The organism is Komarekiella delphini-convector SJRDD-AB1, assembly GCF_014831675.1.
In the GTDB taxonomy this organism is placed as follows: domain Bacteria; phylum Cyanobacteriota; class Cyanobacteriia; order Cyanobacteriales; family Nostocaceae; genus Komarekiella.
Genome location: NZ_VJXY01000025.1, coordinates 46,363 through 72,644, shown reverse-complemented (window position 1 = coordinate 72,644; position 26,282 = coordinate 46,363). Strand labels below are relative to the sequence as shown.

Below are 26,282 nucleotides of genomic sequence, written 5' to 3'. Positions count from 1 at the left end.
ACCCAAAGCGCCTTTCTAGAATCCTGACCAAATCATGAAAGAAGCCACCTTCTCTGTCTACATCACGCGAGGCATTGTTCAATATGCAGCAAGGTATGGAGTTGATTCTGATAGTCTATGTGCTGCTGTTGGGATTGAGCCTGCTTTGCTGAAAATGCCCGATCAGCGGATTACAGGAACGCTTCATAGCGCGGTATGGTGGGAGGCTCTCAAGCGAACAGGTGATGAAAATCTAGGGTTACATCTGGGTGAAGCTTTCAACTTGGCAACTTTCGGTATTGTTGGTTATGTGTTGGTCAACTGCCAAACATTCGAGCAAGTCCTGGAAAAACTCTCTCGGTACACCCATCTGTTTAGTCAAGGAGCTTACATTCACTTCTCTGTGTCCGAGGGGCTAGTATTTTGCGACTGTGACATTGTAGACCATTTAAAAAACTACCTACTCAAAGAACCTCGGCAGGCGATTGAAAGCACCTTTGCATCATTGCTAACGGCAACTCAGATGTTGACAGGAAAACTGCTTTGTCCGCTAGCTATCTGGTTTCAACACTCCCGTCCTGTTGATATCTCTGAACATGAACGCATTTTTCAGACAAAACTTTACTTTTCAATGCCGAAAAATCGAATTATCTTCGATGCCAATTGCTTGAATTGGTCGGTGCTCTCGGCAAATTCTAATTTACTCTCGGTTTTTGAGCAACATGCAGAAGCAATGCTTGATGCCATGAATCGAGAGGATGATTACACCAGGAAAGTTGTAGAGGCGATCGCCCAAAAACTCAAAGGCGAACTTCCCTCTATAGAAGCGATCGCCCACAGTTTAGCAATCAGCGTCCGCCAGTTGCAGCGAGAGTTACAAGCTGAGGGCACTTCCTATCAGCAATTACTAGATGAAACTCGCAAACAGCTATCCCTGCGACATTTAAAAAATCCCAATACTCCAATTCACGATGTTGCATTTCTACTAGGATTCTCTGAACCGAGTGCTTTTCACCGTGCCTTTAAACGATGGACAGGACAAACACCACGAACTTACCGACTAACTGTTATTTAAAAATCGCTATTTCAAGCTTTTTAAATTGTCCTTGCTTTCCCAGCAAAACGCGATCATTCATTATAAAAAGGCATCAGGAAAACCCATTCCTTTTAAAAATGAAATGAAAGACGCCTTTTTAGTCCGTTGACAGTCAACAGTCAACAGTCAACAGTTAACGTGAAATCCCATCCCCTTTTAGAGGTGGGATAAACTTAAAAAAAAAGAGTGGGAGGAAGCATATCCGTTAGCTTTCAAACTCCCACTCTACCATTTGCCGCTGGAGTGAACAGGATTGTGTACAGATGTTGCCCGTTATTTAGGGGGCTAACGCGTACTTCAAAAACAACACCCATACCCAGTTAATCTTCCTGTTGCAGCAAATGTTAAACTTAATTATTAATATTTATTTGCTTGGACAAATAGTCTGAAAATTCTTGTTATCGATACCTTTCCTCTTCTTGTAAATAATTTGGTAGATAGTGTTTAACGAGAAAAATTTGTTTACCTGGTAGACCCTGATAACAACACCTTGAAGTCGTTTATCTTCTACAATTTAACCAGGTTAATCAAAAGCTGGTTGCCATTTTGGCAGATTTTTAAATTTCCTAATTGCTCAGGTATAACTTTTTGGAAACTATTAAGCTGCTTAGACCAAAACTCCATTTATATATGGTGGTTTGCGCTTCTAATGCAACACAACTGTTAAGCTTATCCCACCTCTAAAAGGGGATGGGATAACACGAAAGACAGTTGACTGTTAACCGTCAACCGTCAACTCTTTCATCACCTACCGAGAAGGAATGGGTTTTCCCGACGCCTTTTTATATTTAAAGATTTTGCCAGAGTAGCTGCACGGTATATAAAAATATTGAATTATGATACAAGTAAGGGCACAGTTATTCCGTGCCCTTGTTGGTAAAAAGTATTAATTTGACAGCTTTTTATCTTACAGTACTATTAATACTTGTGTAAAATTGCAGACAATGAACTCTCTTTGCGAAGATCCATTAAGTCTGCCAAAGATTCTGTGCGTGTATCCAGGCGGTGCTTATGCTCTGGCGGAAGAACCGTTACCAGGTGTGTTTTAGGTGATATCGGCATAACCGGCGTCAGTTGTTGCTGTGGCACAAACACTGGTGGATTTTTGAGAAGACGTGGTTCCAATCTTGGGTAGCGAGCTTGTGCTGAGTGTGCCTCATAGCGGTTAATATGCCTTTGGACTACTTTTTTCGGCTGCTTTGGACGATTGAGCATCCGAAAAATTATCAAGCAACCAGTACCACAGCTGAGGGCGATCGCAACCACCATCCATAAAGGTGTAAGATTGCTATTCTCAGAGGGCGTGTTGAGTGGTTTTTCAACTACAGCTGGGATTTGTTCTGGTTCTTCCTGTGCCACACGGCCAACATGACCTAGGCTGTATAAGGCAAAGGCACCGCCTCCTAGAAACATGGCTAACAACCCAGTTAACAATAGCCAAGGATGATGTGCAACCAGATATATTAAAACATTGGAGCTTTCTAATGGTCTAGATTTACTGTTTGTCAGCTCTTGAGTGTCCCCTATTAGTTGGGTTAGCTCGTACTGTACACTCTGACTATTTTCCATGATTACTTTCAGATTTGTACCCCTCTAGTCCCTGATTGTAATAGAGGAGCCAAGCATCAGGTATCCGTAACAAAGTCACGGATTCAAGTAGCTTTTTTGTAACATAAACATACTAAATTTGACTGATTTTTTCTAAAAATCTGTATTTTTTGTTACTTTTCGCTGTAATTCTCTAAAAATCAATTTGCTCATCCTCTTGGTTAGCCAATAGAATGTCTTTCCAGAGCAAGTTGAATCAACTGATCAACTAATTCTGGAAAGGAAATGCCACTATGCGCCCAGAGTTGGGGATACATACTCGTGGCGGTAAAACCCGGTAAAGTATTGATTTCATTAATCAAAACTTCTCCTGTGGCTTCCACGTAGAAAAAGTCTATTCTTGCTAACCCAGCAGCGTCAACAGCCGCAAAGGCTTGCAAAGCCATGTCTTGCATTTGACGAACGATCGCATCCGGCAGCGGTGCAGGTATCAGTAAATCTGCTCTACCTTCAGTATATTTAGTCTCGTAGTCATAGAAATCACTGTCGTAAGTGATTTCACCTATAATAGAAGCTTTTGGTTGATCATTGCCTAAAACTGCACACTCGACTTCTCTTGCGACAACACCAGCTTCCACAATTAACCGTCGGTCATAACCAGCAGCCTGATCTAACGCTGCTTCTAATTCTTGGCGCGATCGCACTTTGGCAATACCTACAGAAGAACCCAAATTAGCAGGTTTGACAAAACAGGGATAGCCTAATGCCGCTTCAATTTCATCACACAGTTTGGGAAATACGCAAGGATTAGACCAAACTTGTGCTCTAGTTAATGCCTTGTATTTAACTTGCGGTAGTCCCGCTTGCTCAAACGCCATTTTCATGGCAATCTTATCCATCCCCATTGCCGAACCTAACACCCCAGAACCAACAAAAGGGACTTGCATCAAGGTGAGTAACCCTTGAATTGTACCGTCTTCACCGTTAGGCCCGTGGAGAATAGGAAACCAAACATCTACTTCAGAGACTTGTGAGGGAGATTGCCACGGGCTTTGGGCTATCAGATGTCCCTCAGATATTGATTCTTGAGATTCCAGTAGCGGCATACCAGTTCCCAGAACCTTTTGAGGTGCTTCCCCTGCAAGCCAATGTCCATCTTTTTGAATATAAAAAGGTAGGATTTCATACTTGCTAGCATTTTGCTCTGCACTCAAGGCTTTAGCGATCGCCCGTGCTGAGCTTATCGAAACTTCATGCTCTCCCGAACGACCACCAAATAGTAACCCCACGCGCAGCTTAGTCATCTTTAGTACCTCTACATTCCTCAAGCAGATAGCGTATCACAATTGTTCTGGAGGTGTGCGGGAGTTATTAGTTGTCTGCAAAAGAAAGTTTAGGAAAAGAAGATGTAATATATTTTCTTAGTGTCTTTGTGCCTTAGTGGTTAAAAAATTGACATTTGAACTACTAAGACACAAAGGTGAACTACTATTACCGGGAACCATTAAGCTGAAGACTAAATCTACGCTGTTTTGCAGTTTGTTTGATATTCACAATTACAGCCTGTAAATCTTTTGCCTTCTCCTCTGGCAAAGCATTATTGGTAAAAACTCCCCCTGCGAGTTCAGATCCGGTTAGAGTTCGATCAGCTGGATAAAGCTCTGCGTATAAATGCGCTTCGGGATGTATTTTCCCGTCAGTTGGTGCTTGAAACCAAGTCATCGAGCAGGAAAATGGGCATTCTAGCAAACCATCATACTTGAGGGTAACAGTTTTCAACGCTTTAGCAAGTCCCCAGCGTTGTTGTGCAGTCAGTTCAAACAAGCTACTCACTGGCTCAATTGGCGCAATCCAGACTTCATATGGGTAACGAGCACACACTGGCACAAAGGCGATCGCATACTCATCTTGATAAATAATCCGCTTTTTTTGTGCAATCTCTTTTTGAATTAAATCTGTCAGCAAACCTCTGTGGTGCTCATGGTAAAATCGTCTCTGCATTTCCAACATCCGTGCTGGAATGGGCGGTATAAAGGGATATGCATATATTTCACCATGCTGTTGGGGCAAAGTAATACCTACTTTTGCGTCCCTATTGTCAAACGGTAGCACGTACTGAATTTGCTGATTTGCTCCCAGTATCAAGGTGCGATCGCCCCAGACTTCTAACAGCAAAGCCAGGTGATCCAGTTCCAGGGAACTTAGGGATGCTTGCGGATTCTGTGTAAAAACCACAGTCTCACACACTCCATTCGCAGGTAGCGTTTCTACTATGCACTCAGGTGAATCAGATGCAGATGGCGTCATCACGGGAAAGCGGTTATCGAACACAGCTACGTCATATCTACCTGGAGGGAGTTCGGTAGGTAATTGGTAGCCGTTGGACGATGCCAGCAGGTTATATTCTGGGGGCGGTAAAAAAGTCTGTTCTTGATGATAACTTGCATAAACTACCCATTCACCACGCAACGGATGCCAGCGCAGATGAGAGTTTGTCTGGACTAGTTGGTTGCTCGAACCAGTGGCTATGATAGCTTCAGCGATCGGGAATCGGCTGTATAACGTTAGTTGACGACCGTCCGGCTTTAAAAGCTGGTGGGAGTACATAATCCTTCTTCTTAAAGAGTTACAGGTCGGATCGCCTCAAATTTTCCTTGAGGCCTGCGAACTGCGTACAACAACCAGTTAGCTTGTTGAAAGATAACCGTGAACTACGCGTAGCAAAATTTGCTGGGTATCTTAATCTTCTTAGCACTATGCTGTAGGATGAGCTATTGAATTCTTAGCTTTCAGATCCTCCAGTAGTCATGGCTACCCACACGTTGCAAGAATGGTACTTATTCTGGCTCGCGACATTATGGCACACTTAGCTTTAATTTGACATGAGTTTGAACGCTCAATCCTAATATTTTGAGGCTGAGTTTAAAGAACTTGCACAGGCTACAATAGGCAAATTCCCTGTTAATTGGGTAATTTAATGGCGCGGGGGGTGTTACCCCTCATTTGCCTACAGTATCATAATCTTTGTAATTCTAGTTGTCAAAAATATTATGAAAATATTTAATTGCTTGTTCTATAAAACATGTGGTTAACATGATATTAACATAATATTGCACATTGGGTTTAGATAGACAATTATAAAAATATTTAATAAATTAATTGAGCCAGAAAATAAACCCATACTTCACTGAGGTAAGAACCGCTATATCTATGAGCCAACAATTACAAATGTTCGTCACCCCCCTAAGTTGGCAAAGAGGGGTTAGGGCTGAGTTTCTGCTTAAACTATTGATCCTGTAGCCTTTAAGTCAAAAATCTTCTTAATGATATCTTCCACCACTTTATCTGGTGTAGAAGCACCAGAAGTAATTCCCAGAATAATTTCTCCAATAGGCAACCAATTTTCTGTGATTACCAACTGTCCATTTAACTGTCGATGTTCAATGGAATTTCCTGATTTAATGCGCTCAACACTATCAATATGATAAGAAGGAATTCCTCGGTCAAAAGCAATCTGTTGCAATTGAGTAGTATTCGACGAATTAAAACCACCAATTACTACCATCAAATCGAGATTTTGTTGCACCAACTCCAACATGGCATCTTGACGTTCTTGGGTGGCGTCACAGATAGTGTTAAAGCTTTGGAAATGTTGATTTAATTCAGTAGGCCCATACTTCTGCAACATAGTATGCTCAAACAACTTCCCAATTTGCTCAGTTTCGCCTTTGAGCATTGTGGTTTGATTAGCAATACCAACCCGTTCTAAATCTTGATCTGGGTCAAATCCTGCTGAACAAGCTTTAGCGAATTTAGTCAAAAATTCATCACGATTTCCACCATTGAGAATATATTTAGCAACATATTCTGCTTCCTGCAAATTCAGCACAATTAAATATTTGCCAGCAAAGGAACTAGTAGCAACAGTTTCTTCATGCTTATATTTGCCGTGAATAATTGAGGTGTAATCAACTTTTTTGTGTTTCTCTACAGTATTCCAAACTTTAGATACCCAAGGGCAAGTTGTATCGACAATTTTGCAGCCTTTATTGTGAAGTATTTGCATCTCTTGGACGCTAGCGCCAAAAGCAGGCAATATAACTACGTCACCAGTGGCGACAACAGAAAAATCTTTCTGATTTGCTTCAACGGGGATGAATTCTACTTCCATCTCTTGTATCCGCTGATTCACAGAAGGGTTGTGAATAATCTCATTAGTAATCCAAATGCGTTCTGTGGGGAAGTGCTGACGAGTTTCATAGGCAATCGCTACAGCACGTTCGACACCCCAACAGAAGCCAAAGGCTTGCGCTAGCCGGATCGTGACACTACCGCGTTGTAAGATGTAGTTGCGATCGCGGATTTCCTGAATCAAGTTACTTTGATACTCAGATTGCAACTGGGTAGCAACTTCTGCTTGATTACCAAACCCCTTGCGATTGTAGTTTGCTGAATGTTGCAGCGATCGCTTAAAAGCTTTTGTATCCATTAGATTTGCCAACTTAATTAAATCACTAGCTTTTATTTTCTCGTGCCAAGAGGCGATTTATACAGAGTTGTGTTCAAACATATTATAAAAACGCGTCGGAAAAACCCATTCCTTCTCGGTAGGTGATGAAAGACGCCTTTTTAGGCCGTTGACGGTTAACAGTCAACAGTCAACAGTCAAAAGTCAACAGTCTTTCGTGTTATCCCATCACCTTGGCGGGGTGGGATGAGCTTAATTGTTCTTACAAGAATGAAAAAGTAGGGAATTGGGGAATAATTAATAACCCTTGACTCTTGACCCTTCTTCTGATTTAAGGTTTTAACTCCATGTTGCTATAAATCTGCAATGCGGAACGCCAAACTATATAGCCTTCAGAACTGAGGTGTAAGCCATCAGTAGTAAATTCGCGACGGAGATTACCTTGCTTGCTGCTAAACAGGGGATACAAGTCAAGATATTTGACACCTTCATTAGCAGCTACACTTCGTAATTGCTGATTCAACTGGCGAATGCGACTATTGTCAACAGCCAGCAGTTTTTCTCGTCCTTCCCAAGTTGTTTCTTCTCCCCCATGCGGCAAAATCGACTGGACAACAACTTGTGCTGTTGGATGTACCCTTCGCAGATAACTCATAATTTGCCGCTGATTATCTAAAATTACCTCATCGCTCATCCCCCGAATTAGGTCATTAATGCCAATCATCACAAAAATCACCTCTGGCTGAGTGCGATCAAATAAATCCAATCTTTTTAACAATCCATTACTGGTTTCGCCAGAAATTCCCTGATTTAGCCAATTTTTGTTTTCGGGTAATAGCTCAGCAGGAAACCACAGACTTAGAGAATCTCCCGCCAATATAGTTAAATACGGAGGACGTTTCTTAGCGACTACCTCAGCTTCTTTTTTGAGGATGTCCACCCACTGCTGGTAATTGAGTTTTAGACGGGAACCCAAAACAGGTGTAACAGCTTGGTCACTGTTCAGATTGACTTGAGCGAGGGAAGTTGTAGTTCCAAAAAAAGCAGTCAATCTCTGCTGTTGCCAAATTAGCAGGATGACCGCCAGCATCAATATGCCGTTGGTTAACAGCGAGAAAAATGCCCAGACAGGAAAGGTTTTTGCAGAAGTAGGCACGACTAGCGAAATTTACCAATTGTTTGAATCAAATTTTAACTGATTCGCCGTCAGTACTCCGCTTATTGATAAGTAGTCAGCAAAAAAGCAGACAACAGTCAAGGGCCATTATCAATTTTCTATGTTCGCATCAATCAGTACTGAGAGCGCACTTTGAGCAAACGTTGCACCATTGGGTGATTGTTCGATGGTTGCCATTAAACTGGCTCCTCCAATTAGAAGAAGATATTGCTGCGAAAAGGATTCAGGATTTTTAATGCCAGCCTCATCTGCCAAACCCATAATAATTTGTCGAATCGACTCACGTAAATCAACTGAAACCTGATGCGCTTTATGAGAGGCATCGGCAATTTCCAAAACAGCATTAATGAACGGACAACCCCGAAAATTGGGACTTGAGTACCACTCACGCAACACATCAAACGTGGCTAATAAGCGTTCTTTGGGTGTATTACCTCGCTCTGAAACCGCAGTTTCAAACCAGCGCAACCACTGAAGGGCGCGATATTTCATCACTTCCTCAATTAACAAGTCTTTGGATGTAAACCAACGATAAAGTGTTCGTTTGGCAACGCCCGATGCTGCAATGACTTCATTAATACCTACATGCTGAATTCCCTTCTGGTAAAACAGTTCAGAAGCCGTTTCTAAAATTTGTTGCCGAGCGTGACTCGATTCAGAAGTCATAGTTATATGAGTAGACAAAGTTGTCTCCTTTGAAATACAATAGCACCAACTTTAGGTAGACAAACTTGTCTACCTAATCACACATTTCGAGGCAACAACCGATGGAATTTATCATTCACACGATTGATAGCGCCCCTGAAGACTCCAAAGCAACGTTAGTTCACGTGAAACAAACGTTTGGGTTTATTCCAAATTTAGAAGGAATTTTCGCTCAAGCACCTGCATTTCTCAAAGGTTCGATAGCGTTATGGGATTTGTTTGAGACAACAAGTTTCAGTCCAATTGAACGGCAAATTATTTATTTGACGGCAAATTATGAACATGAGTGTAACTATTGCATGGCAGCTCACTCTGGCTTGGCAAAGATGATTGGTATGTCTGCTGAAGATATTCAAGCACTACGCGATGGAACACCACTCAAAGATACAAAATTACAAACATTGCGCCATTTCACGCAACGAATAATTCAAGCACGAGGTTGGATTGAAGATAGCGAAATTGAGGAATTTTTAGCAATTGGTTATGGTAAACACCAAGTACTAGAAGTGATTCTTGGCATCGCAATTAAAGTAATGCACAACTACACAAATCACATTGCTCAAACACCTCTTGACAAACCATTTCAGCCATACACTTGGTCAAAGACTGTAGTTACAGCGTAGAGAGTATTTGACCGAATTATGGTTTAGCATTCAAAGTATTTTTTCTGCCTAGCTCTGTGCAGTTTTTATTTCATCTAATTTTGTGAAATTTATCATTAGTCCTATGAAATGCAAAGCATATTTAAACTTTGCATCTCATAGGCATTTTTTGAGGAAGATAAATTGCCCCATAGAGCAATGCTTTCTAGCTTGTAATTGCTCCTGTCTTCGCTATGCCTGTGGGCGATGCAACCTCAAACTTCGATTAAGAAGATTTTTTACCATCTGTAACAATCCGCGAGAGAAGGTTTCCTGTGAAATCTAGCAACTGATCCAGCAATAAGCCAATGATACCGATGTAGAGTATCATCTCGATGATGTAATCAGTGTTACCAGCTTTATAAGCATCCCAGGCAAGAAAGCCAAGTCCTCTTGTTCCTGTGAGCATTTCTGTAGCAATAACTGTAAACCATGCTACCCAAATGCCAACTTTCAAAGCATGAAATATATGAAAGATAGCTACTCGAAAGTTATTGCCCTGTCTGCGAAAATGCTGTATACCTATTGCCGTATTAATAATTACTGTCCAGAGTGTCCCAATAAAAATTACGCTCACGGCTGCCGGTTCTAGCTCTTTAAATGCTATGAGCGCAATGGGTAACAAGGCTATAGGAGGGATACTATGTGGTATTTGAAATAACCGCCTAAATATCTGATAAACTGGGTCGTTTATACCTATTAAATATCCAGTGAAACTACCTAAAACGGCGGCTGGAATGTAGCCTATAAATAGTCTTTGTAGGCTAGCTAAAAAGTCTAAAAATATATTATTCTCCATGCCTCAGTTCTCATTTATCTTATCTGGGGAATACTGCGGCAGTGACACACCATAGCAAATCAAAAAGTGATTTGAATTACACTTTCTATGTTTCTACTACAAAATTGCCTGTACCATCTCCTCTTAAGAGGTTTCTCAAAAAGCTTAGGTATTTTTACGTTGAGAAAGGAGTAATCCGAAAAAGGTTTAACAATACGGTTAACTAAAATTTATCAGATAAGTAAACCCTGATTAGGAAATTAAATAAAGTTTCAATAATTCACTTGCTTGATAGTTTGAGTAAATATGAATATGCAAAAGTTTTACTAATAAAAACTAGCAAAATCTGTTCTTGGCAATACAGATAATAATTGTGAAATGTTGACGCGATCGCCCCTAAAGCTTGAAAATTTTAGTTAAGCTTATCCCACCCCGCCAAGGGGATGGGATAACACGAAAGACTGTTGACTGTTGACTGTTGACTGTTGACTGGTAAGAACTCCAAAATTTCAGCTTTGAACTGGGAATATCTAGTTTTATACTCAAATATCCAAGCTCAAAGCTCTAAATTTAAACTTCTTTTATATGGCTAACCATGTTTGTGGCTGGGCTATCTAAGATTTACAGGTTAATCTACACTTCATGTCACCAATTGTAGATATTTAGCCCTACCCTAGAATTCTTGTCTTTCTATTTTCCCGTCTCCAGTTGCTCCCTTTGTTTACCATACTCCCGCAGTTGCTTCAATAGGTCTTCTTGGGATGATTTGGAGGTAGATGGACTGGGGATTAGTTGAGAGTCGATGCCAGTACTCTGAAAAGTAGCAGATGAGGAATTAGTTGTGTAGACGCGTAAGGGCTTGTCATTAGGCATTACCTGTTGAGATGGTGCTGTTTTAATCACAGCATTTGTATCAAAAGTAGCTGTTACTGAGTCCAAAATATCAGCAATCTGCCGTTGTTGCTGTGTTATCGCTTTCTGGGTTGGTGCTGGAGTCTTAATCACAGCATTCGGTTGATTCACAGCAGCTTTTATTGAGTCTAGGGTAGTAGCAACCTGCGCTTGTTGCTGCATTTGCTGAGTCGAAGACACCAAACCACTTAGACCATTCACCAATTGTCGGAGATTTTGCCGGAAAGCAGGATCGCCAGTCAACTCATCCAAATCAGATGTAATTTTTTGAGTGTTTTCAAATGTTACCCGTGCTGAATCTAAGGTTTGTTGCAGTAGTACTACGTTATTTGGATCGTTTAAGGTTTTAGTAGCATCGCGTAAGTTGGCTGAGGCTTGCGCTGCATTTGTCGAAAGAGTTTCTAAGTTTTGTAGTAGTTGTCCTTGAGTCAACCGACTTACAGTAGGTGATAAGGTACTCACTGTAACGCGCAGTTGGTTGCTGGTTTCGGTGATGTTGTTCAAAGCGCCAACCAGCGAAGAACGATTTGTTGTCACTAGATTATCTAGGTTACTGAGCAAACGATTCGCTTGATTTGCAGTTGCACTAAATTGACTTGCGGTTATGCCAAATTGATCTACTGTTTTAGCAGTGGATGTGCTGAGTTTATTTGACGCCTGTTGCACAGAATTAGCAGTAGCGGAAAACGTGCCTAGTTGCTGCCTTAAGCTTTTGGTTAAGGCTTGGAGATCCTCACTTAGTTCAGCAAAATTGGACGCTGCGCCTGTAGTGGTTTCTAGAACCCTGTTGACGTTGTTATAAAATTTGGGATTAGTGTATGTAGTGGCTAAGTCAGTTGAGCTGCGAATCAGATCATCAACACTGATGCCAATCTGACCTTTTAACCGAGAACCATTACAGACGATGAGACTGGAATCGCAATTTTTCTCTAGTGGCTTAGCTATGATAACCCCAGCCGGTAACGTTGCTTTTGGTGTGATGTCGATAATGCTTTCGCTAATCAGTCCGCTTTGATTAGCTTCCACTGATGCATTACGCGGGATGATTAGGTCAGGTTGGGCAATTTCAATCTCTACTTCGACGGCATTTGGTTTTGGTTGAACCCTAGAAATATTGCCTACTTTGACGCCACGATAGCGAACTGGTGCTCCCCTTTGCATCCCACCAGCATTGGTAAATTCTACAATAGCTTTGTACGAACTCTGAGCACTAGTAAATCTATTCAACCACAAAAATATTAATCCAAATACCCCCAGTCCTAGTAGGAGTAACAATCCTACAGAACCTTCTCTAAATGTTCGCATAGACGCGAAGCGGCTTGTCATTAGACCTCGCATTTTTTTCTCCACCCAAAAATTACTTCTGAGTCTTTAGTGGTGAGTGAAAATAACTATACTCAAGACTCAGCACGGGCTAAACCATAGCTATCCGCTAACATCAATCAAAACTGATTAGCCGGCTACCTGAATCGGGCCATGCACATTTCCACTGATAAATTGTCTAATCAAAGGATGCTCTGTGCTATCTATTTCACTCACTGTACCCTGCCACTGCACTTTACCTTCATAGAGAAACACAAGTCTGTCAGATGTACGACGTATGGTACTGTCTTGATGCGTAACAACAGCATAAGTACCACAGACTCCTTGTGCACTTTGCAAATAACGGATTAAATCTTCAATCACTGTTGAAGCAATTGGATCAAGTCCGGCTGTTGGTTCATCGTATAGTAAAACTTCTGGAGTTTCTGAGGGGTTATCGGGGTTAGACATAATTGCCCGGGCAAAACTTACCCGTTTTCGCATTCCCCCAGATAGTTCGGCTGGGTAAAGATTTGTGATTCCCGGCAAACCGACCATCTCCAATTTTTCTTTTACCAGTTCTCGGATGCGCGATCGCGGTAATTTTGAGTTTTGGTAAAGTAAAAATCCTACATTTTCCTCCACCGTTAATGAATCAAATAATGCCGCCTGCTGAAACACCATACCAATACCAACTGGGTCGCCACCATCCTCAATCAAACCGTCTCTCCGTACCCCTTGCACGTAAATTTCTCCTTCATCAGGAGCCAGTAACCCCGCCATTATCCGTAAAATCGTGGATTTACCAGTCCCAGAAGGGCCAATAATTCCTAGTGCTTCTCCCCGGTAAATTGTCAAATCTACGTTATCTAAAACTTTATGGCTACCAAAGGACTTAGAAACACCTTTTAGTTCAATCAATGGTTCAGTCATTGGTTATAAATCAGTGGTCAGTGGTCAGGAGTTAGGAGACAGGAGTCAGGAGACAGGAGACAGGAGACAGGAGTCAGTAGTAAAAACAAATGACAAAGGACAAATGACAAAAATGCAAGATAGTGATGTCATTGTTATTGGTAGTGGTATCGGCGGGTTATGTGCTGCTGGGTTACTTGCTCGTTATGGGAAACGAGTTGTTGTATGTGAAAGCCACACAATTAGTGGAGGTGCTGCTCATAGCTTTAGACGGCGCGGATTTGAATTTGATTCTGGCCCCTCCTTTTATTGTGGTCTGACTGATACCCAAAGTTTGAATCCGCTAAAACAAGTTTTGGATGTTCTCGGCGAATCCATTCAAGTTATATCCTATGATCCCTTGGGACACTATCACTTTCCTGAAAGTGCTTTTGCAGTCTATAGTAATGCTCAGCGTTACCGAGAACAAGTTGCTAAAGTTACGCCCCAAGGTGCTAGGGAACTCCAGCAGTTTGAAGAACGCTTGTTAGGTTTATACGAGGCGATGAAAGGCATTCCTACGCTGGCTCTAAGAGCTGATTGGCAGGTAATTCTAGTATTGCTGAGCCGTTACCTGCCATCTTTGATCAAAATACTACCCAACTTGTCGCTTGTCCAAGCTTCTGTAGGCGATGTGATGGATGCAACAGTCCAAGATCCTTGGGTGCGGCGGCTTATTGACCTGGAATGCTTTTTACTCTCTGGTTTAAAGGCACACGGGACGATCGCCCCAGAGGTAGCTTTTATGTTAGGTGAACGCTCTCGCGCTGGAGTTGAGTATCCTGTGGGTGGTAGTGGTGCAATTGTCAAGGCTTTGGTGCGGGGATTAGAACGCTGGGGTGGTAAGTTGCGGATGGGATGCCATGTCGAGCAAATTTTGGTGGAATCTGGTAAAGCCGTAGGTGTCAGGTTGCAAAAGGGTGAAGTTCTCAAAGCGCCTGTGGTGATTTCCAATGCAACGATTTGGGATACCTACAATCAACTGTTGCGTCCTGAAGATTTACCCGCATCTTACCGTAAAGTAGCTTTAAATACACCAAAGGTTGAAAGCTTTATGCATTTACACTTAGGCATCCGAGCGGCTGGCTTGAAGAATTTAACCGGACATCATGTGGTAGTTCACGATTCAAGTCAGGAGATTACTACACCGGGTAATACGTGCATGATTTCGATTCCCAGCGTGTGGGATGCAACCTTAGCACCTGAAGGACATCATGTGGTTCATGCTTATACTCTTGAACCTTATGCTGGATGGGAACGGAATAATAGCTACGAACACAAGAAGCAGGAAAAAGCACAATCTCTATATCGCGCCTTAGAGCGGATTATCCCAGATATTCGCGATCGCATCGTTTTGGAACTCATTGGTACACCCCTAACTCATGCCCATTATCTCCGACGCTATCAGGGAACTTATGGCCCTGCAATTTCAGCAGGTAAGGGAACGTTTCCTAGTACGCACACTCCTATCCAGGGTTTATATCGTGTTGGTGACAGCACTATGCCGGGAATTGGTGTACCAGCAGTAGCGGCTTCTGGTATTTTGTGTGCTAATAGTTTAGTGCAACCACAGCAGACAGCAGAGTTATTAGATAATTTGAAAGGTTAATTGTATCTCCTTCTTTTTGTTATAGCTGACAAATTGCTTTTAAAACTTGTAGCGATTCAATCGCACGGGGAGATTCCATAAAATTTAATAATGGCATTAGCTGATACGTAGATGGATTTCCTTGTTCAATGTACACAAATTGGTAACTTCTGCCATTAGTTGTCAAACCCCAAACTGATTTTTGTTTATCTAAACTTTTATACGCATAAGCTAAGAGTTGGGGCAATCCTATTGATATATCAATTTGGCTGTTTTTAGATTCAATTAAAAGTACCCAAAAATAGGCATTAGCTTTTGTATGTTTAGCTTTGGTTACAGCTAAAATATCCATCCTGCCTTTAATTATTATATCTTCATCTTCAACTTCAATATCAGCGATATCTTCTTCTAAGCGAATCTCAAGAGGATATCTATAGAAGCCAGCTAATCTTAGTAAAGGAGCAACTGCAAGGAACTTGATTTGACCTTTAGAAACTTTGCCTGCTGTGAGGTATCTATTAAAGTCATTCTGAATTTGTTTAAGTTCCTCCTGTTCTGCGTCAGTAAGAGGTTCTAGGGATAATAGAGAAGAGAACGAGTCGTTGTAGTGTTTTTGAAAGCCAAACAAACGCTGAACTTCTTCTAAGGATAAATTACGAGCGTTGAGAATTGTCATTAATTTTTGCTTTATGTTGACAGTAATTACTTAATTATATTGTTGAGCAGCTAAAGCCATTTCCTAAATCACACTAACATTAGGGTCATATAGCTAGAAAACATCAAGTGTCACTTCTGGGCGTGACTTGGAGATTTGCGTAAACTCTTGTTAGATGTTTATAAAAGTGCGACTTCCTAATCCTTTTCATTTTAATATAAGGGATGTTTAGAGAGCCAATCTATTCAAACTTATAGCTAATACCAATTCAGAAAAAACCTAAATTTGTCGTCCAGAAACCTAATTTTTTAAGTCTTGTTAAGAGAAATTTTCTCGTTGGTATAAATGAAATCGACAAGCGATCGCCTGTGGACTATCTTTTTCCTGACCGGAATCGTAGAATTTGGAAGTGTAGCTGAACACTGCCTAGATAACGGGACTTTGGAGGTTAAAATGACAGGCGAACCCACGATTAAATTCACCTTTGCCATTGACGATCCAGAGTTAGATGATGAGAGACGGCAAAAAATAGCTAGCAAGCTGCTGCGGGAAATTCGGGATTTGGATGAGGTTGAGAAGGCAGATCGCGCGGAAGACTTGAACCCTGAAGCAGGAAGTAAGCCATTGTTTGCCACTTTGATCGGAGTGCTAACGGCTGAGGTGAGCATGAAGAATGTCAAAAGCTTTTTAGGTTTTTTGGGCGATCGCCTGGGTGACAAGCCGATGAAAATTAGTGTCAAAGTTGGAGATAAAGAAGTCAATATCGAAGCAAAAAGCCAACGAGAGCTATTAGAGAGTGAGAGAATAGCAAAAGACCTCTTGGCTGCAATGGGTGACGGCAAAAATGGCTAAGAAGATAGCGCTGCTGATTGGAGTCAGTGAATACGGTGAAGATATCCCTCCTCTATCATCTGCTCTCAATGATGTAGAAGCTATGCAGCGAGTTTTGCAAAACCCAAGTCTGGGAAGTTTTGAGCAGATCGAACATCTGCTTAATCCCGATCAGACAGAAATGCGAAGGGCAATTCAAAAGCTATTTAAAGAAGCTAGTAAAGAAGATTTAGTATTATTGTTTTTCTCTGGGCATGGTATTACTAATGATGAAGGTCATCTTTATTTAACAACTCGGATTACAGCTAAAGATGACTTTGAAGCTACTGCTGTAGACGCAAATTTTATTCAAGGACAATCATATAATTGCTACGCCAAACGACAAATATTGATTTTGGATGCTTGCTACAGTGGTGCGATCGCTCAAGGTTGGCTGACAAAAAGTGTCGGTGTCGATATCAAAAAGCAGCTAGGTGCTGAGGGACGAGTTGTTCTCACATCTTCGAGTGCAACTCAAACTTCATTTGAGCAAGAAGGTTTACCGCTTTCGCTCTACACTCAATATTTAGTTGAGGGAATTGAGACAGGTGCAGCAGACACAGACAACGATGGCAATATTCATGTACAAGAACTGCACGCTTACGCTAAGGCAAAAGTTCAAGCAGTAAAGCCTAAGATGATGCCAGATATTATTCTGGATAAGGAAGGCTTTAATATTCTACTAGCCTATGCCCCCAAGAATCCAGAGGCAGAGTATCGCAAGCTTGTTGAACAATATGCCCAAAATGGTGAACTTAGTAAACTTTCCTACTTAATCTTAAAGCCGAAACGCAAAACATTTGGAATTACAGATGAGAAAGCCGAGGAAATAGAAAGCGAAGTAATAGAACCTTTCCGCAGACGGTTTGCAAACTTGGAAAGTTACAAACAAGCTTTTGTTGAGGTAGTTGGGCAAAAATATCCCCTGGATGAACATACTCGTAAGGTACTGAAGGATTATCAACAGGATATTTTAGAGGTCTAAGAAATGAGGATGTAGCGCCAATTGAGTTAGAGATTACATCTGCTAAAGAAGCCGAATATCAAAAATCAGCGGAGTTAGAGAAGCAACAACAAGCTAACCAGGCAAAGTTACAAAAACAACAAGAACAAGAAGCACACAGGCAGCGACAAGAACAACAATCTATTCAAACAACGACGACAAAACCAACGCAGGAGAATGATGATCTCAGTTCTGAGAAGGGCGTAGACTATACGCGGTTGCGCGATTTACTCAAGGCTGGAGAGTGGAAAGAAGCAGATCGAGAAACTCTGGCAGTGATGCTCAAAGCCGCTGACAAAGAACAAGAACGCTGGCTTGATCCCGAATCTATTAAAAACTTTCCTTGCACTGACTTACGCACTATTGACCAACTGTGGGTAAAGTACAGTAATGGGCGCTTTGGGTTTAGTGTGCAGAAAAAAATCTGGCTAGAAGTAAGAAAAAATCTGAATGCTTTTTGGACTCGTGTAGGATGGCAGATATCCGCCAAATGGTTTTTAGGTGGTTGGATAAAAGATGAGAGTATAAAGTATGATGGCACAGCCCCAGTGGGACACCTCCCGGTCTCAAGTGTTGCGAGAAACCTCACCAATCCCTTGGTAAAATGGAATATTTACTCTCGCTATGAGACTTGTAAAAACATATAAGGCTTACAGTAAATTGCAAATTCCTTTGAGAATTTACATTAACATCTATTGAATCGCTGATCCTTGACTATGGTAAGGAACGAGGTATTGAGGGGTTCATTCCATTTCCATTTTCAGACTCAACTCAAATTAAGCGATCGCCTAACCCAATTTAAATTCCTCATTAACCCATCTTAACCCACAGCAAAATCTGTAAACTGTCTTTTATAAGGCGAGTGAAATCCTAATACAATATCTTGTTTAGGAACACCTAGAGCCATTAATTCATCACCAATGTTAGCTTCCGTTCCATTATGCTGAATCCAAATTTTCCCATTCTTAATATCTAAATGTAAGACACAACCATATACACGCCGCTTGTTTTTCCAGCCCACATATACTAATTGATAGTGGTCGTGTTCAGTATCAAATATAGTTTGTAATTCAACTTCGCTATCAGGTTTTTCATACTGACTATATGCTGTTAATAACTCTTTGATATACTTTCTATATTCTTCTAATTTAGCCATTTGACGATAACCTCATTTTCAATGTCATAAATTAGCAAACGTAATTGATATTATTGAATTATAATCTGAGTAAATGGGAGCTTAAAAAAAGTTTCATAGGTATCTAAGGGAACAGCTAAATATAAAATGCGTTCTGGTTGTTCTTGAGAAAGTGCAAATCGATAATTGATAAACTGTCCCAATGCGGTATGAAATTCTGAAATAGTTGATTGACCAAGAAAACTCTTAACCTCTACAGCTATTTTTTGCCCTTCTCTTTCAGCCGCAATAATCTTTTCTGCTCCTAAATCAATATATAATTCAACCAAACCCCACTCTATGTGTAAAGGGTCATCTGTAATAGTCCAGCCATCTTTTTGTAAGCCTAGTTTTACAACATCATGAAATTTATCTTTTGCTGACATAAAATGTTTGTTCACTCTGTTGGAGCTTTCTATCTATATATTATCCACCTTCTTAAGCTGTCTGACTTGATACGCCATAACCAACGCTGATCAACTTACGATCACAGTTATCGAGGGAAGACACTTAAGTGACTGCAACTAACACCAAGTTTGCACAACGCGGCCCTTCAACTGTTGACCTAACCAAGGTGTATTACTAGAAAGTGTATAAAGATTTTTCCTTTCAACTTTCCAGGTTTCTTGAGGATTAAACAAAGTGAGTTCTGCTAGTTGGTTGTGAGTAATTGCACTCACTTTCTGGCCCAAACATTCTGCTGGTCGAGTACTCAAAGCACCCCATAATTCTAAAGCTGTAAATTCCCCAGTTTCTACAAGGTATTGCCACAATAGCGGCAATGCTAACTCTAAACCAATTGCCCCTGGTGGTGCTTCGGCAAAGGCTTGGACTTTTTCTTCGTAGGTATAGGGTGCGTGGTCAATAGCGATCGCATCCACAATACCCGCACGCACCCCCGCACGCAATCCTGCCACATCGCTGGGATTGCCTAAAGGTGGGTCTAAATGCAAGCTGGTATGATAACTTTTAACCGCTTTTGTATCCAATAAAAGATGCATCCAAGTAGTGCTAGCGGTGATGGGTAATCCAGCAGCCTTAGCTGATGCGATCAGTTCCACACTGCGACTTGTCGAGACACGCATGATGTGTACTGGTGTGCTCGTAGCGGCAACTAATTCTAACAAAGCAGCGATCGCAGTAGTTTCAGCACTGACGGGTATAGGTGGTAAACCCAGACGAATCGCTTCTGAACCTTCTCTGATTACACCGTTTGCTGTCAATAGGCGATCGCTAGGCCAAAATGCTACTGGTTTATCCAACGGCTGGAGATATTCCAGAACCCGCCGTACCAGTGCCAAATTTTCCCAAGGTAGACCATCGCTAAAACCAACAACTCCAGCCTTCGCCAAATCTGCTAATTCCGTCATTTGCTTACCAGCTACATCTAGGGTAATAGCACCCCAAACTTGAAGCAGGGGGAGAAGGGAAGCAGGGGGAGACAAATTAATTTTCTCCTTCTCCCCCATCTCCCTCATCCTCCTCATCTCCCCACCTTTATTTTGTAACTGCGCCACTAGAGCCGGGTTATCGATGGATGGAGATGTATCAGGTAAGATGCTAACTCTGGTAAAACCGCCAGCAGCCGCAGCTTGTAAGAAAGACAAGAGGGTTTCTCGTTCTTCATACCCCGGTTCGCCAGAGTGGCTATACAAATCCACTAAACCAGGCCCAAGAACTAATCCCCGACAATCTCTGATTTGAGTATCGGGACTAATGTCAGAAATGTGCGCGGCGATCGCTCGGATTTCATCATTAGCAATTAGCACATCAGCTATTTGGTCAGTTCCAAAAACTGGGTCAATCACCCGTACTTGTTGCAGTAGTTCAGCCATAACAGTTATCAGTTATCAGTTATCAGTTAAGAATTACAGTTATTTATTCTTTGCTCCTGACTCCTGCCTCCTGCCTCCTGCCTCCTGCTTCGTCACTTTTTTTACAATGCCCCGGCTGCTGTTTTATCTAGTACGCCTCCACCTAAGTGAGTGGTAATGTTCATCGCTTGCAATACTGGTAAACCATTTAGACCAGAAGGATAGTCGATGACACTAACTGCACCATTACCTTGGCGAAAATTCCAGAAATTTTCTAGTGGTAAACCGAGAATATGACAAAGCAAAGTTTTATTAGTGGCGTCGTGAGCTACTACCAATACAGTTTTGAATTGTTTAGTTAATGCTACTTCCACAATTGATTGCCAAGCTGCAACGCTGCGCTCCCACACCTGTTGCAAATTTTCTCCTTCTGGCATTTGGACTTCTGCTGGGACTGTTCGCCAGCGGTGCAATTCGCCGGGAAACTCTTGCTCTATTTCTGTTTCTAATCTTCCTTCCCAGAGTCCGTGACCAATTTCTCTTAAACCATCTTGCAATTCCAACCCTACACTAGGATGGTGCTTTAAGATAATCTCTGCTGTTTCTTTGGGACGCAGCATTGGGCTACTGACTGCAAAATCAATCGCTATCTCTTGCAGGAATTCGCCTGTTTTCTGTGACTGTTGTCTGCCATTATCGTTTAGGGGAACGTCAATTTGTCCTTGAAACCTAGTTTGGCGATTCCACTCAGTTTCACCATGACGCACCAACAGCAATCGTACTCCCTGATGATCCGGTCGCAATGAGGGCAGAGTTTCTCCAGTATGTTGTGTTTGATTCAAAGACTCTAGTTGGACTGGTTCCCCTAATCCCCCAGAAAGATTTAGTACGGTGATGCCACAGTTCGATTGCTGGATTGAATGATAGCGACTTGGGGGAATATTGAGCGCTGTGCTAATGAGAGCGCGATTAATTCCGTTATGTCCAACTATGAGAATGGTTTCGCCTTGATGGCGGGGCAAAATTTCTTGCCAAAATTGCTGCGCCTGTTTGTATAAAGCCAGGACAGGGAAATGTTCTTTTGTCCCCTCCGCATCTTTTAAAAGCATCCGCATTTCGTGGGGGCGTTCATGCCAGGTGCGGTAATCTTCAGCAAACTTCTGCTTGACATCAGCACTAAGCATTGCTTCCCATAAAGGCAGGTCAATTTCCAGCAGATGATCAGAAGCTTGGGGGATAGCAGACTGTCCAGCATGAATTGCTAACTCACTGTGGATAATATCTGCTGTATGTTTTGCTCGCTGTAAGGGACTGCTGTAAATTGCATTAAATAAAATATTGCTGAGGGCTTTGCCTAGTTTAGTGGCTTGGTTACGACCTTTTTCTGTTAATTTAGACGCATCAGTGCGCCCTTGAATACGCCGCTCGGTGTTATAGCCGCTTTGACCGTGGCGCACAATGATGACACGAGTCATCTATCTTGCCCTCCTCTATCTAAAGGACTAATTTTACTGCAAAATGTCTGCACAAGTATCTAATAGATAGATTTGGCATTTGAATCAAAGCAGCCAGAAGTCAGAAAAACCTGAGATTTCATCCCATTGATCAATAAAAAACCATACCTACAAGCGAAAAGTTTGCGCGTCCGGGTAACAGGAGCGCAAAACTTTTTTAGACAGCGAAAAGTTCTGTAGGCAAAGAGAAGTCTGTAGCAAAATCCAGCAAGGTGCCCCGACTCCGGGCAAACAGAAGTTCAAGAACTGTAGGGCGATCGCTAACTCAGCACGCTCGTATGGTCAATCTGTATGTCTAATTACTCATTGTCCAGATCCAACTGCAATCGCATTCCTTGATTATCATTCCCCGCTTCAACTGGTACTAAAAAAACAGAACTATCTGGCAGTGGTTGTGAGTCGTTGACACGTAATTTCACTGGAGTAGTATTGTTTCTTCGGTTATTGATGGAGTTACTTCCTAGATTATTTGGCTCGAAAAATATAAGGAAGTCATCCTGGGTTGTTTTACTCTCAATTCCATTTAGAGCATTACCAGTTGTTTTGTATTGTACTGGGTTTGAGTTTGACTCTGATGACTGTGCATACACCGAGTTTCCTAGGCTTGCAAAGATCAGTATCATTCCAAAGGAAGCAATAATTTTGGCGTTCATTTGTTGTATCCAAATTCTATTTATAGTGCTTGGTTTTATTCTTTAAACGAATTATTTTGCTAAACTCTATCATCAGGCTCTATATAAAAACGATTGTATTTCGTATATACATAGGTTGTCAACGATAGCTGTTTTAAGTTAAATAAATTAACTAGACAAAATACCCTTGAAAAAATGTAGCTAATAATGCAAAAATGCAATACTTTATTAATAAAATCTTAAGAAAATTGAATTCGACTTGTAGAGATAATCTAACAGTTGTTCAATTTTCAATCAGACGACAAATAGAATAGTTCTATTACAACTAAAACGTATAATCTTTATCATCCTTTTTGTTTGCGCCTTTGACCTGCTAGCGATCGCTTCTTGAAACCATTTGTATCGATACGAAGCAGTCAGCAGGTTATTCTTGCTCTTGTGAACCGTGAATATTTAGAGGCGACACGCTCCTCAAACAAGTGATTGCCTAATTTATATAGTTAAAAACCGCAAGTCATATTTGTTACAGTACGTAATAACTATTAACTTACTGAATTACCTAAAGTTAACCTAATCCATACCTGGATGTAATCTATCCTTACTTAAACTATTCGTTAATCTTCTACATAGTTGCAATCTAACAAGAGTTTGCAGAAATATTTGTCCATAACCCAGATCTGGAATCGGAGGTCAATTTAATGGTGTCAATTAGAGTACAGCGAATCTCATTTGTAATTGCTGCTGTGCTTTTGAACTGGGGAGTAGGAATTTCAGCCGTAGCGGCCTCAAAAACATTGACGATTTATTCAGGGCGAGAAGAGGAAATTATGGCTCCCCTGATTGAAAAAGCTAAAAAAGATTTGGGGATAAATATTGAGGTGCGCTATGGTGACTCCACTGAGTTAGCGATCGCCCTCCTCGAAGAAGGTAAAAATAGCCGCGCTGATGTATTTTATGCTCAAGATGCTGGTTCCTTGGGAGCTATAGCCAACGAAGGGCGAACCTTATCTATCCCTACCCAATTGTTGAACAAAGTCGCTCAGCAATTTCGCTCTCCCGCTGGGCAATGGATTGGCATCTCTGGACGCGCACGCGTGATCGACTACAACACCAAGCTTGTGAAAGCTAGCGAACTCCCCACAAGTGTGATGCAACTGAGTGATCCGAAGTGGCGAGGTAAAGTCGGTTGGGCGCCTGCTAACGGTTCTTTTTTATCTTTTGTCACTGCAATGCGACTCATAGAAGGAGATCAAAAAACTTTGCAGTGGTTGAAGGCGATGAAAGCCAATGGAGCCAGAGATTACAGCAAAAATTCTGCAATTGTTGAAGCCTTGGGACGGGGAGAAATCGCTTTAGGGCTAGTAAATAACTATTATCTGTATCGGTTTATCACAAAAAATCCTAACTTCCCCGTCGCCATACATCATACACGTGGTGATGCTGGAGCATTGATTAACGTGGCAGGTTTAGCAGTACTAAATACAACCGATCAAAAAAGTGATGCAGAAAAGTTTGTTGCTTACATGCTCAGCCCAGACGTTCAAAAGTACCTGACTCAGAAGTTTTACGAATATCCGTTGGTAACAGGTATCCCTGTATCACATAAGCAAGTTCCGCTCAATCAGCTACAGTCTCCCCAGCTTGATCTGAGTAAATTATCTGATTTGAAGGGAACTATCTCATTACTCCAAGAGGCAGGTTTATTGTAACTACATTGGGGATTGGGGATTGTATACAGGTTATTCCCTACACTTATCTCCTCGATCCTGCCAATTTTTATTAGAAGCTATGCAAGTTAGAGGCGTTAGAAACATAAAAACTCATCATCCACCTTTGTTTCTTGTAGTCATAGCTGGACTAACGGCTATGGCGATCGCGCTGCCTTTAACTTACTTAGTCATACGTATGGCTGGTGTTGGTGGAGAACAGTTGTTGGCTTTGATATTACGTCCCCGCACGCTCGAAGTGCTGTTAAACAGTGTTGGGCTAGCCGTGGTTAGTACTTTACTTTCAGCTGCGATCGCAGTACCACTGGCATTTCTCACAATGCGGACGGATTTACCTTGGCGGCGATTTTGGCTGATTGTTACCACATTACCCTTAGCTGTACCTGACTATGTGGGTGGTTTTGCCTTAATTGCAGCTTTTGGGCCCAAGGGAAGCTGGTTACAACTCTGCCTAGAACCGCTAGGAGTGCAGGAGTTACCAGAAATCTATGGTTGGACTGGAGCAATTCTAGGGCTAACTCTGTTTTCCTATCCATATTTGCTGCTGAGTATCCAGGCTGGATGGCAAGGCGTTGATCCAACAATTGAGGAGGCTGCAAGGAGTTTAGGTTATAGTCAACGGGAAACCTTTTTTCGGATCACCTTGCCGACTCTGCGTCCGTCAATTGTCGCAGGAGGATTGTTGGTTGCGCTGAATGCTTTGCAGGATTTTGGCACAACTTCAGTGATGCGGTTTGATACATTTACACGCGCGATTTTTCTGCAATACAGATATACATTTGATCGCAATCAGGCAGCGACGCTAGCTTTAATGCTAGTGGGTTTAGTTTTGCTAGTGTTGTGGTTAGAATACAAAGCGCGATCGCGGGCTGCCTACTACAGTCGTGCCACCAAATCCTACCGTTTGCCAGCATTGGTTCATCTTGGTGTTTGGCAAGTGCCTGCAATTTTGTTTTGCCTCGTCATAGCTAGCTTAGGTCTAGCATTACCAATAAGTGTCACTTTATTTTGGTTAGTCAGAGGATTAATAAGCACAGACGTAGGTGAAATTATCTCTTTACTGAAACTAATGCAATTAGCTTGGCACTCGATAGTAGCCGCAGGATTGGCCGCCATAGTAGCCACTCTCTGCGCTTTGCCAATCGCAATCCTTGCAGTCCGGTTTCCCAGTCGCATTACTGTCGCCATTGAACGCTGTAGCTATATTGGCTTTGGTTTACCTGGAATTGTAGTTGCCCTATCTCTGGTATTTTGGGGAGCAAATTACCTGCCCTGGTTATATCAGACTTTGCCAATGCTGATATTTGCATATTTAGTATTATTTGTTTCCCAGTCCGTCGGCACAGTGCGGAGTTCCCTGCTTCAAGTCAATCCCCAACTAGAAGAATCTGCCCAAAGTTTAGGCAGAACCCCCTGGCAAAGTTTAAGAGAAATTACGTTGCCCCTGGTGAGTCCGGGGATTCTGGGTGGAGCAGCGTTGGTATTTCTGACTGCAATTAAGGAGTTACCAGTGACATTGCTATTGGCTCCCATTGGCTTTAGTACCTTAGCAACGCATATTTGGAAAGCAACTGAGAGTGTTTCCTATAGTAATGCAGCAGCAGCGGTACTAGTAATGCTAGTGATTTCAATTAGTTCCACATTGTTGGTGTTGTCTCAAAATCGCTTCAAAGGACTTTCTCTAGAGGCATACCGTAGTCTGCAAAGGGAGGTTGATTAAGAGTCAAGCTTAAGAAGTCTGCTACCCG

22 protein-coding genes and 1 pseudogene are annotated in these 26,282 nt (G+C 41.9%); 8 read left to right on the top strand and 15 right to left on the bottom strand.

Annotated elements, in window-relative coordinates; all coding sequences use genetic code 11:
• The first annotated feature begins 34 nt into the window (after positions 1 to 34).
• Positions 35 to 1,054, top strand: coding sequence for an AraC family transcriptional regulator (locus tag FNW02_RS21505; RefSeq protein WP_191759532.1), 1,020 nt, complete (start codon positions 35 to 37; stop codon positions 1,052 to 1,054).
• Positions 1,055 to 1,993: 939 nt separating this feature from the next.
• Here FNW02_RS21505 and FNW02_RS21500 read toward each other — a convergent pair.
• From FNW02_RS21500 to FNW02_RS21475, 6 genes are all read right to left on the bottom strand, one after another.
• The gene (locus FNW02_RS21500; protein WP_191759531.1) at positions 1,994 to 2,644 is read right to left on the bottom strand and encodes a hypothetical protein; all 651 of its coding nucleotides are present in this window, start codon (positions 2,642 to 2,644) and stop codon (positions 1,994 to 1,996) included.
• Positions 2,645 to 2,844: 200 nt separating this feature from the next.
• Positions 2,845 to 3,927: a D-alanine--D-alanine ligase family protein gene (locus FNW02_RS21495; RefSeq protein ID WP_191759530.1), complete on the bottom strand. Its 1,083-nt coding sequence runs from the start codon at positions 3,925 to 3,927 to the stop codon at positions 2,845 to 2,847.
• A 187-nt stretch (positions 3,928 to 4,114) separates the two neighbouring features.
• A complete protein-coding gene (galT, locus tag FNW02_RS21490; protein WP_191759529.1) occupies positions 4,115 to 5,230 on the bottom strand; it encodes a galactose-1-phosphate uridylyltransferase in 1,116 nt (371 codons plus the stop codon).
• A gap of 673 nt (positions 5,231 to 5,903) precedes the next feature.
• The gene (locus FNW02_RS21485; RefSeq protein ID WP_191759528.1) at positions 5,904 to 7,112 is read right to left on the bottom strand and encodes a 4-hydroxy-3-methylbut-2-enyl diphosphate reductase; all 1,209 of its coding nucleotides are present in this window, start codon (positions 7,110 to 7,112) and stop codon (positions 5,904 to 5,906) included.
• A gap of 310 nt (positions 7,113 to 7,422) precedes the next feature.
• Positions 7,423 to 8,247: an SGNH/GDSL hydrolase family protein gene (locus FNW02_RS21480; protein WP_348535428.1), complete on the bottom strand. Its 825-nt coding sequence runs from the start codon at positions 8,245 to 8,247 to the stop codon at positions 7,423 to 7,425.
• Between the two features lie 111 nt (positions 8,248 to 8,358).
• Positions 8,359 to 8,934, bottom strand: a complete 576-nt coding sequence (locus tag FNW02_RS21475) for a TetR/AcrR family transcriptional regulator (RefSeq protein ID WP_191759572.1) — start codon at positions 8,932 to 8,934, stop codon at positions 8,359 to 8,361.
• A gap of 101 nt (positions 8,935 to 9,035) precedes the next feature.
• Between FNW02_RS21475 and FNW02_RS21470 the strand changes: the two genes are divergently transcribed.
• Positions 9,036 to 9,596: a carboxymuconolactone decarboxylase family protein gene (locus FNW02_RS21470; RefSeq protein WP_191759527.1), complete on the top strand. Its 561-nt coding sequence runs from the start codon at positions 9,036 to 9,038 to the stop codon at positions 9,594 to 9,596.
• Positions 9,597 to 9,840: 244 nt separating this feature from the next.
• Here the strand turns inward: FNW02_RS21470 and FNW02_RS21465 are convergent, their stop codons facing one another.
• From FNW02_RS21465 to FNW02_RS21455, 3 genes are all read right to left on the bottom strand, one after another.
• On the bottom strand, positions 9,841 to 10,413 hold the full coding sequence (locus FNW02_RS21465) for an ABC transporter permease (RefSeq protein ID WP_191759526.1): 573 nt from the start codon (positions 10,411 to 10,413) through the stop codon (positions 9,841 to 9,843).
• Between the two features lie 669 nt (positions 10,414 to 11,082).
• Entirely contained in the window at positions 11,083 to 12,642 is a 1,560-nt protein-coding gene (locus FNW02_RS21460) for an MlaD family protein (protein ID WP_191759525.1), read from the bottom strand.
• A 114-nt stretch (positions 12,643 to 12,756) separates the two neighbouring features.
• Positions 12,757 to 13,539 (bottom strand): ABC transporter ATP-binding protein, encoded by a 783-nt coding sequence (locus tag FNW02_RS21455; RefSeq protein ID WP_191759524.1) that lies wholly within the window; start codon positions 13,537 to 13,539, stop codon positions 12,757 to 12,759.
• A gap of 112 nt (positions 13,540 to 13,651) precedes the next feature.
• On the opposite strand from FNW02_RS21455, the gene FNW02_RS21450 reads away from it, so the two are divergent.
• The gene (locus tag FNW02_RS21450) at positions 13,652 to 15,166 is read left to right on the top strand and encodes a phytoene desaturase family protein (RefSeq protein ID WP_191759571.1); all 1,515 of its coding nucleotides are present in this window, start codon (positions 13,652 to 13,654) and stop codon (positions 15,164 to 15,166) included.
• 19 nt (positions 15,167 to 15,185) lie between these two features.
• On the opposite strand, the gene FNW02_RS21445 is transcribed toward FNW02_RS21450, so the two are convergent.
• Positions 15,186 to 15,821: a restriction endonuclease subunit R gene (locus FNW02_RS21445; RefSeq protein ID WP_191759523.1), complete on the bottom strand. Its 636-nt coding sequence runs from the start codon at positions 15,819 to 15,821 to the stop codon at positions 15,186 to 15,188.
• 324 nt (positions 15,822 to 16,145) lie between these two features.
• Between FNW02_RS21445 and FNW02_RS21440 the strand changes: the two genes are divergently transcribed.
• From FNW02_RS21440 to FNW02_RS38825, 3 genes are all read left to right on the top strand, one after another.
• Positions 16,146 to 16,652 (top strand): hypothetical protein, encoded by a 507-nt coding sequence (locus FNW02_RS21440; protein WP_225225813.1) that lies wholly within the window; start codon positions 16,146 to 16,148, stop codon positions 16,650 to 16,652.
• Positions 16,645 to 17,655: a caspase family protein gene (locus FNW02_RS38830; RefSeq protein WP_225225812.1), complete on the top strand. Its 1,011-nt coding sequence runs from the start codon at positions 16,645 to 16,647 to the stop codon at positions 17,653 to 17,655. Before FNW02_RS21440 ends, FNW02_RS38830 begins: the two co-directional genes overlap by 8 nt.
• A 236-nt stretch (positions 17,656 to 17,891) precedes the next feature.
• Positions 17,892 to 18,320 carry a GUN4 domain-containing protein gene (locus FNW02_RS38825; RefSeq protein ID WP_225225811.1) on the top strand — a complete coding sequence of 143 codons (429 nt, stop codon included), beginning with the start codon at positions 17,892 to 17,894 and terminating at the stop codon, positions 18,318 to 18,320.
• 173 nt (positions 18,321 to 18,493) lie between these two features.
• Here FNW02_RS38825 and FNW02_RS21430 read toward each other — a convergent pair whose 3' ends face one another.
• From FNW02_RS21430 to FNW02_RS21410, 5 genes and pseudogenes are all read right to left on the bottom strand, one after another.
• A complete protein-coding gene (locus tag FNW02_RS21430; RefSeq protein WP_191759522.1) occupies positions 18,494 to 18,829 on the bottom strand; it encodes a XisI protein in 336 nt (111 codons plus the stop codon).
• Positions 18,817 to 19,233, bottom strand: a pseudogene (locus tag FNW02_RS21425) (XisH family protein). Before FNW02_RS21425 ends, FNW02_RS21430 begins: the two are co-directional and overlap by 13 nt.
• A 138-nt stretch (positions 19,234 to 19,371) precedes the next feature.
• On the bottom strand, positions 19,372 to 20,682 hold the full coding sequence (locus FNW02_RS21420; protein ID WP_191759520.1) for a dihydroorotase: 1,311 nt from the start codon (positions 20,680 to 20,682) through the stop codon (positions 19,372 to 19,374).
• 101 nt (positions 20,683 to 20,783) lie between these two features.
• Positions 20,784 to 22,136 carry a histidine phosphatase family protein gene (locus FNW02_RS21415; protein ID WP_191759519.1) on the bottom strand — a complete coding sequence of 451 codons (1,353 nt, stop codon included), beginning with the start codon at positions 22,134 to 22,136 and terminating at the stop codon, positions 20,784 to 20,786.
• A gap of 338 nt (positions 22,137 to 22,474) precedes the next feature.
• Positions 22,475 to 22,828, bottom strand: a complete 354-nt coding sequence (locus FNW02_RS21410) for a hypothetical protein (protein ID WP_191759518.1) — start codon at positions 22,826 to 22,828, stop codon at positions 22,475 to 22,477.
• A 677-nt stretch (positions 22,829 to 23,505) separates the two neighbouring features.
• Between FNW02_RS21410 and FNW02_RS21405 the strand changes: the two genes are divergently transcribed.
• A complete protein-coding gene (locus FNW02_RS21405; protein WP_191759517.1) occupies positions 23,506 to 24,516 on the top strand; it encodes an iron ABC transporter substrate-binding protein in 1,011 nt (336 codons plus the stop codon).
• A gap of 79 nt (positions 24,517 to 24,595) precedes the next feature.
• Positions 24,596 to 26,254: an ABC transporter permease gene (locus tag FNW02_RS21400; protein WP_191759516.1), complete on the top strand. Its 1,659-nt coding sequence runs from the start codon at positions 24,596 to 24,598 to the stop codon at positions 26,252 to 26,254.
• The last annotated feature ends 28 nt before the right edge of the window (positions 26,255 to 26,282 follow it).

Coding starts and splice junctions, on each gene's coding strand:
- FNW02_RS21450 (WP_191759571.1), top strand. CDS start 13,652: ATGCAAGATAGTGATGTCATTGTTATTGGTAGTGGTATCGGCGGGTTA.
- FNW02_RS21430 (WP_191759522.1), bottom strand. CDS start 18,829: ATGGCTAAATTAGAAGAATATAGAAAGTATATCAAAGAGTTATTAACA.
- FNW02_RS21485 (WP_191759528.1), bottom strand. CDS start 7,112: ATGGATACAAAAGCTTTTAAGCGATCGCTGCAACATTCAGCAAACTAC.
- FNW02_RS21420 (WP_191759520.1), bottom strand. CDS start 20,682: ATGGCTGAACTACTGCAACAAGTACGGGTGATTGACCCAGTTTTTGGA.
- FNW02_RS21505 (WP_191759532.1), top strand. CDS start 35: ATGAAAGAAGCCACCTTCTCTGTCTACATCACGCGAGGCATTGTTCAA.
- FNW02_RS21405 (WP_191759517.1), top strand. CDS start 23,506: ATGGTGTCAATTAGAGTACAGCGAATCTCATTTGTAATTGCTGCTGTG.
- FNW02_RS21475 (WP_191759572.1), bottom strand. CDS start 8,934: ATGACTTCTGAATCGAGTCACGCTCGGCAACAAATTTTAGAAACGGCT.
- FNW02_RS21440 (WP_225225813.1), top strand. CDS start 16,146: ATGAAATCGACAAGCGATCGCCTGTGGACTATCTTTTTCCTGACCGGA.
- FNW02_RS21495 (WP_191759530.1), bottom strand. CDS start 3,927: ATGACTAAGCTGCGCGTGGGGTTACTATTTGGTGGTCGTTCGGGAGAG.
- FNW02_RS21460 (WP_191759525.1), bottom strand. CDS start 12,642: ATGCGAGGTCTAATGACAAGCCGCTTCGCGTCTATGCGAACATTTAGA.
- galT (WP_191759529.1), bottom strand. CDS start 5,230: ATGTACTCCCACCAGCTTTTAAAGCCGGACGGTCGTCAACTAACGTTA.
- FNW02_RS21415 (WP_191759519.1), bottom strand. CDS start 22,136: ATGACTCGTGTCATCATTGTGCGCCACGGTCAAAGCGGCTATAACACC.
- FNW02_RS21400 (WP_191759516.1), top strand. CDS start 24,596: ATGCAAGTTAGAGGCGTTAGAAACATAAAAACTCATCATCCACCTTTG.
- FNW02_RS21470 (WP_191759527.1), top strand. CDS start 9,036: ATGGAATTTATCATTCACACGATTGATAGCGCCCCTGAAGACTCCAAA.
- FNW02_RS21500 (WP_191759531.1), bottom strand. CDS start 2,644: ATGGAAAATAGTCAGAGTGTACAGTACGAGCTAACCCAACTAATAGGG.
- FNW02_RS21465 (WP_191759526.1), bottom strand. CDS start 10,413: ATGGAGAATAATATATTTTTAGACTTTTTAGCTAGCCTACAAAGACTA.
- FNW02_RS21410 (WP_191759518.1), bottom strand. CDS start 22,828: ATGAACGCCAAAATTATTGCTTCCTTTGGAATGATACTGATCTTTGCA.
- FNW02_RS21445 (WP_191759523.1), bottom strand. CDS start 15,821: ATGACAATTCTCAACGCTCGTAATTTATCCTTAGAAGAAGTTCAGCGT.
- FNW02_RS21455 (WP_191759524.1), bottom strand. CDS start 13,539: ATGACTGAACCATTGATTGAACTAAAAGGTGTTTCTAAGTCCTTTGGT.
- FNW02_RS38830 (WP_225225812.1), top strand. CDS start 16,645: ATGGCTAAGAAGATAGCGCTGCTGATTGGAGTCAGTGAATACGGTGAA.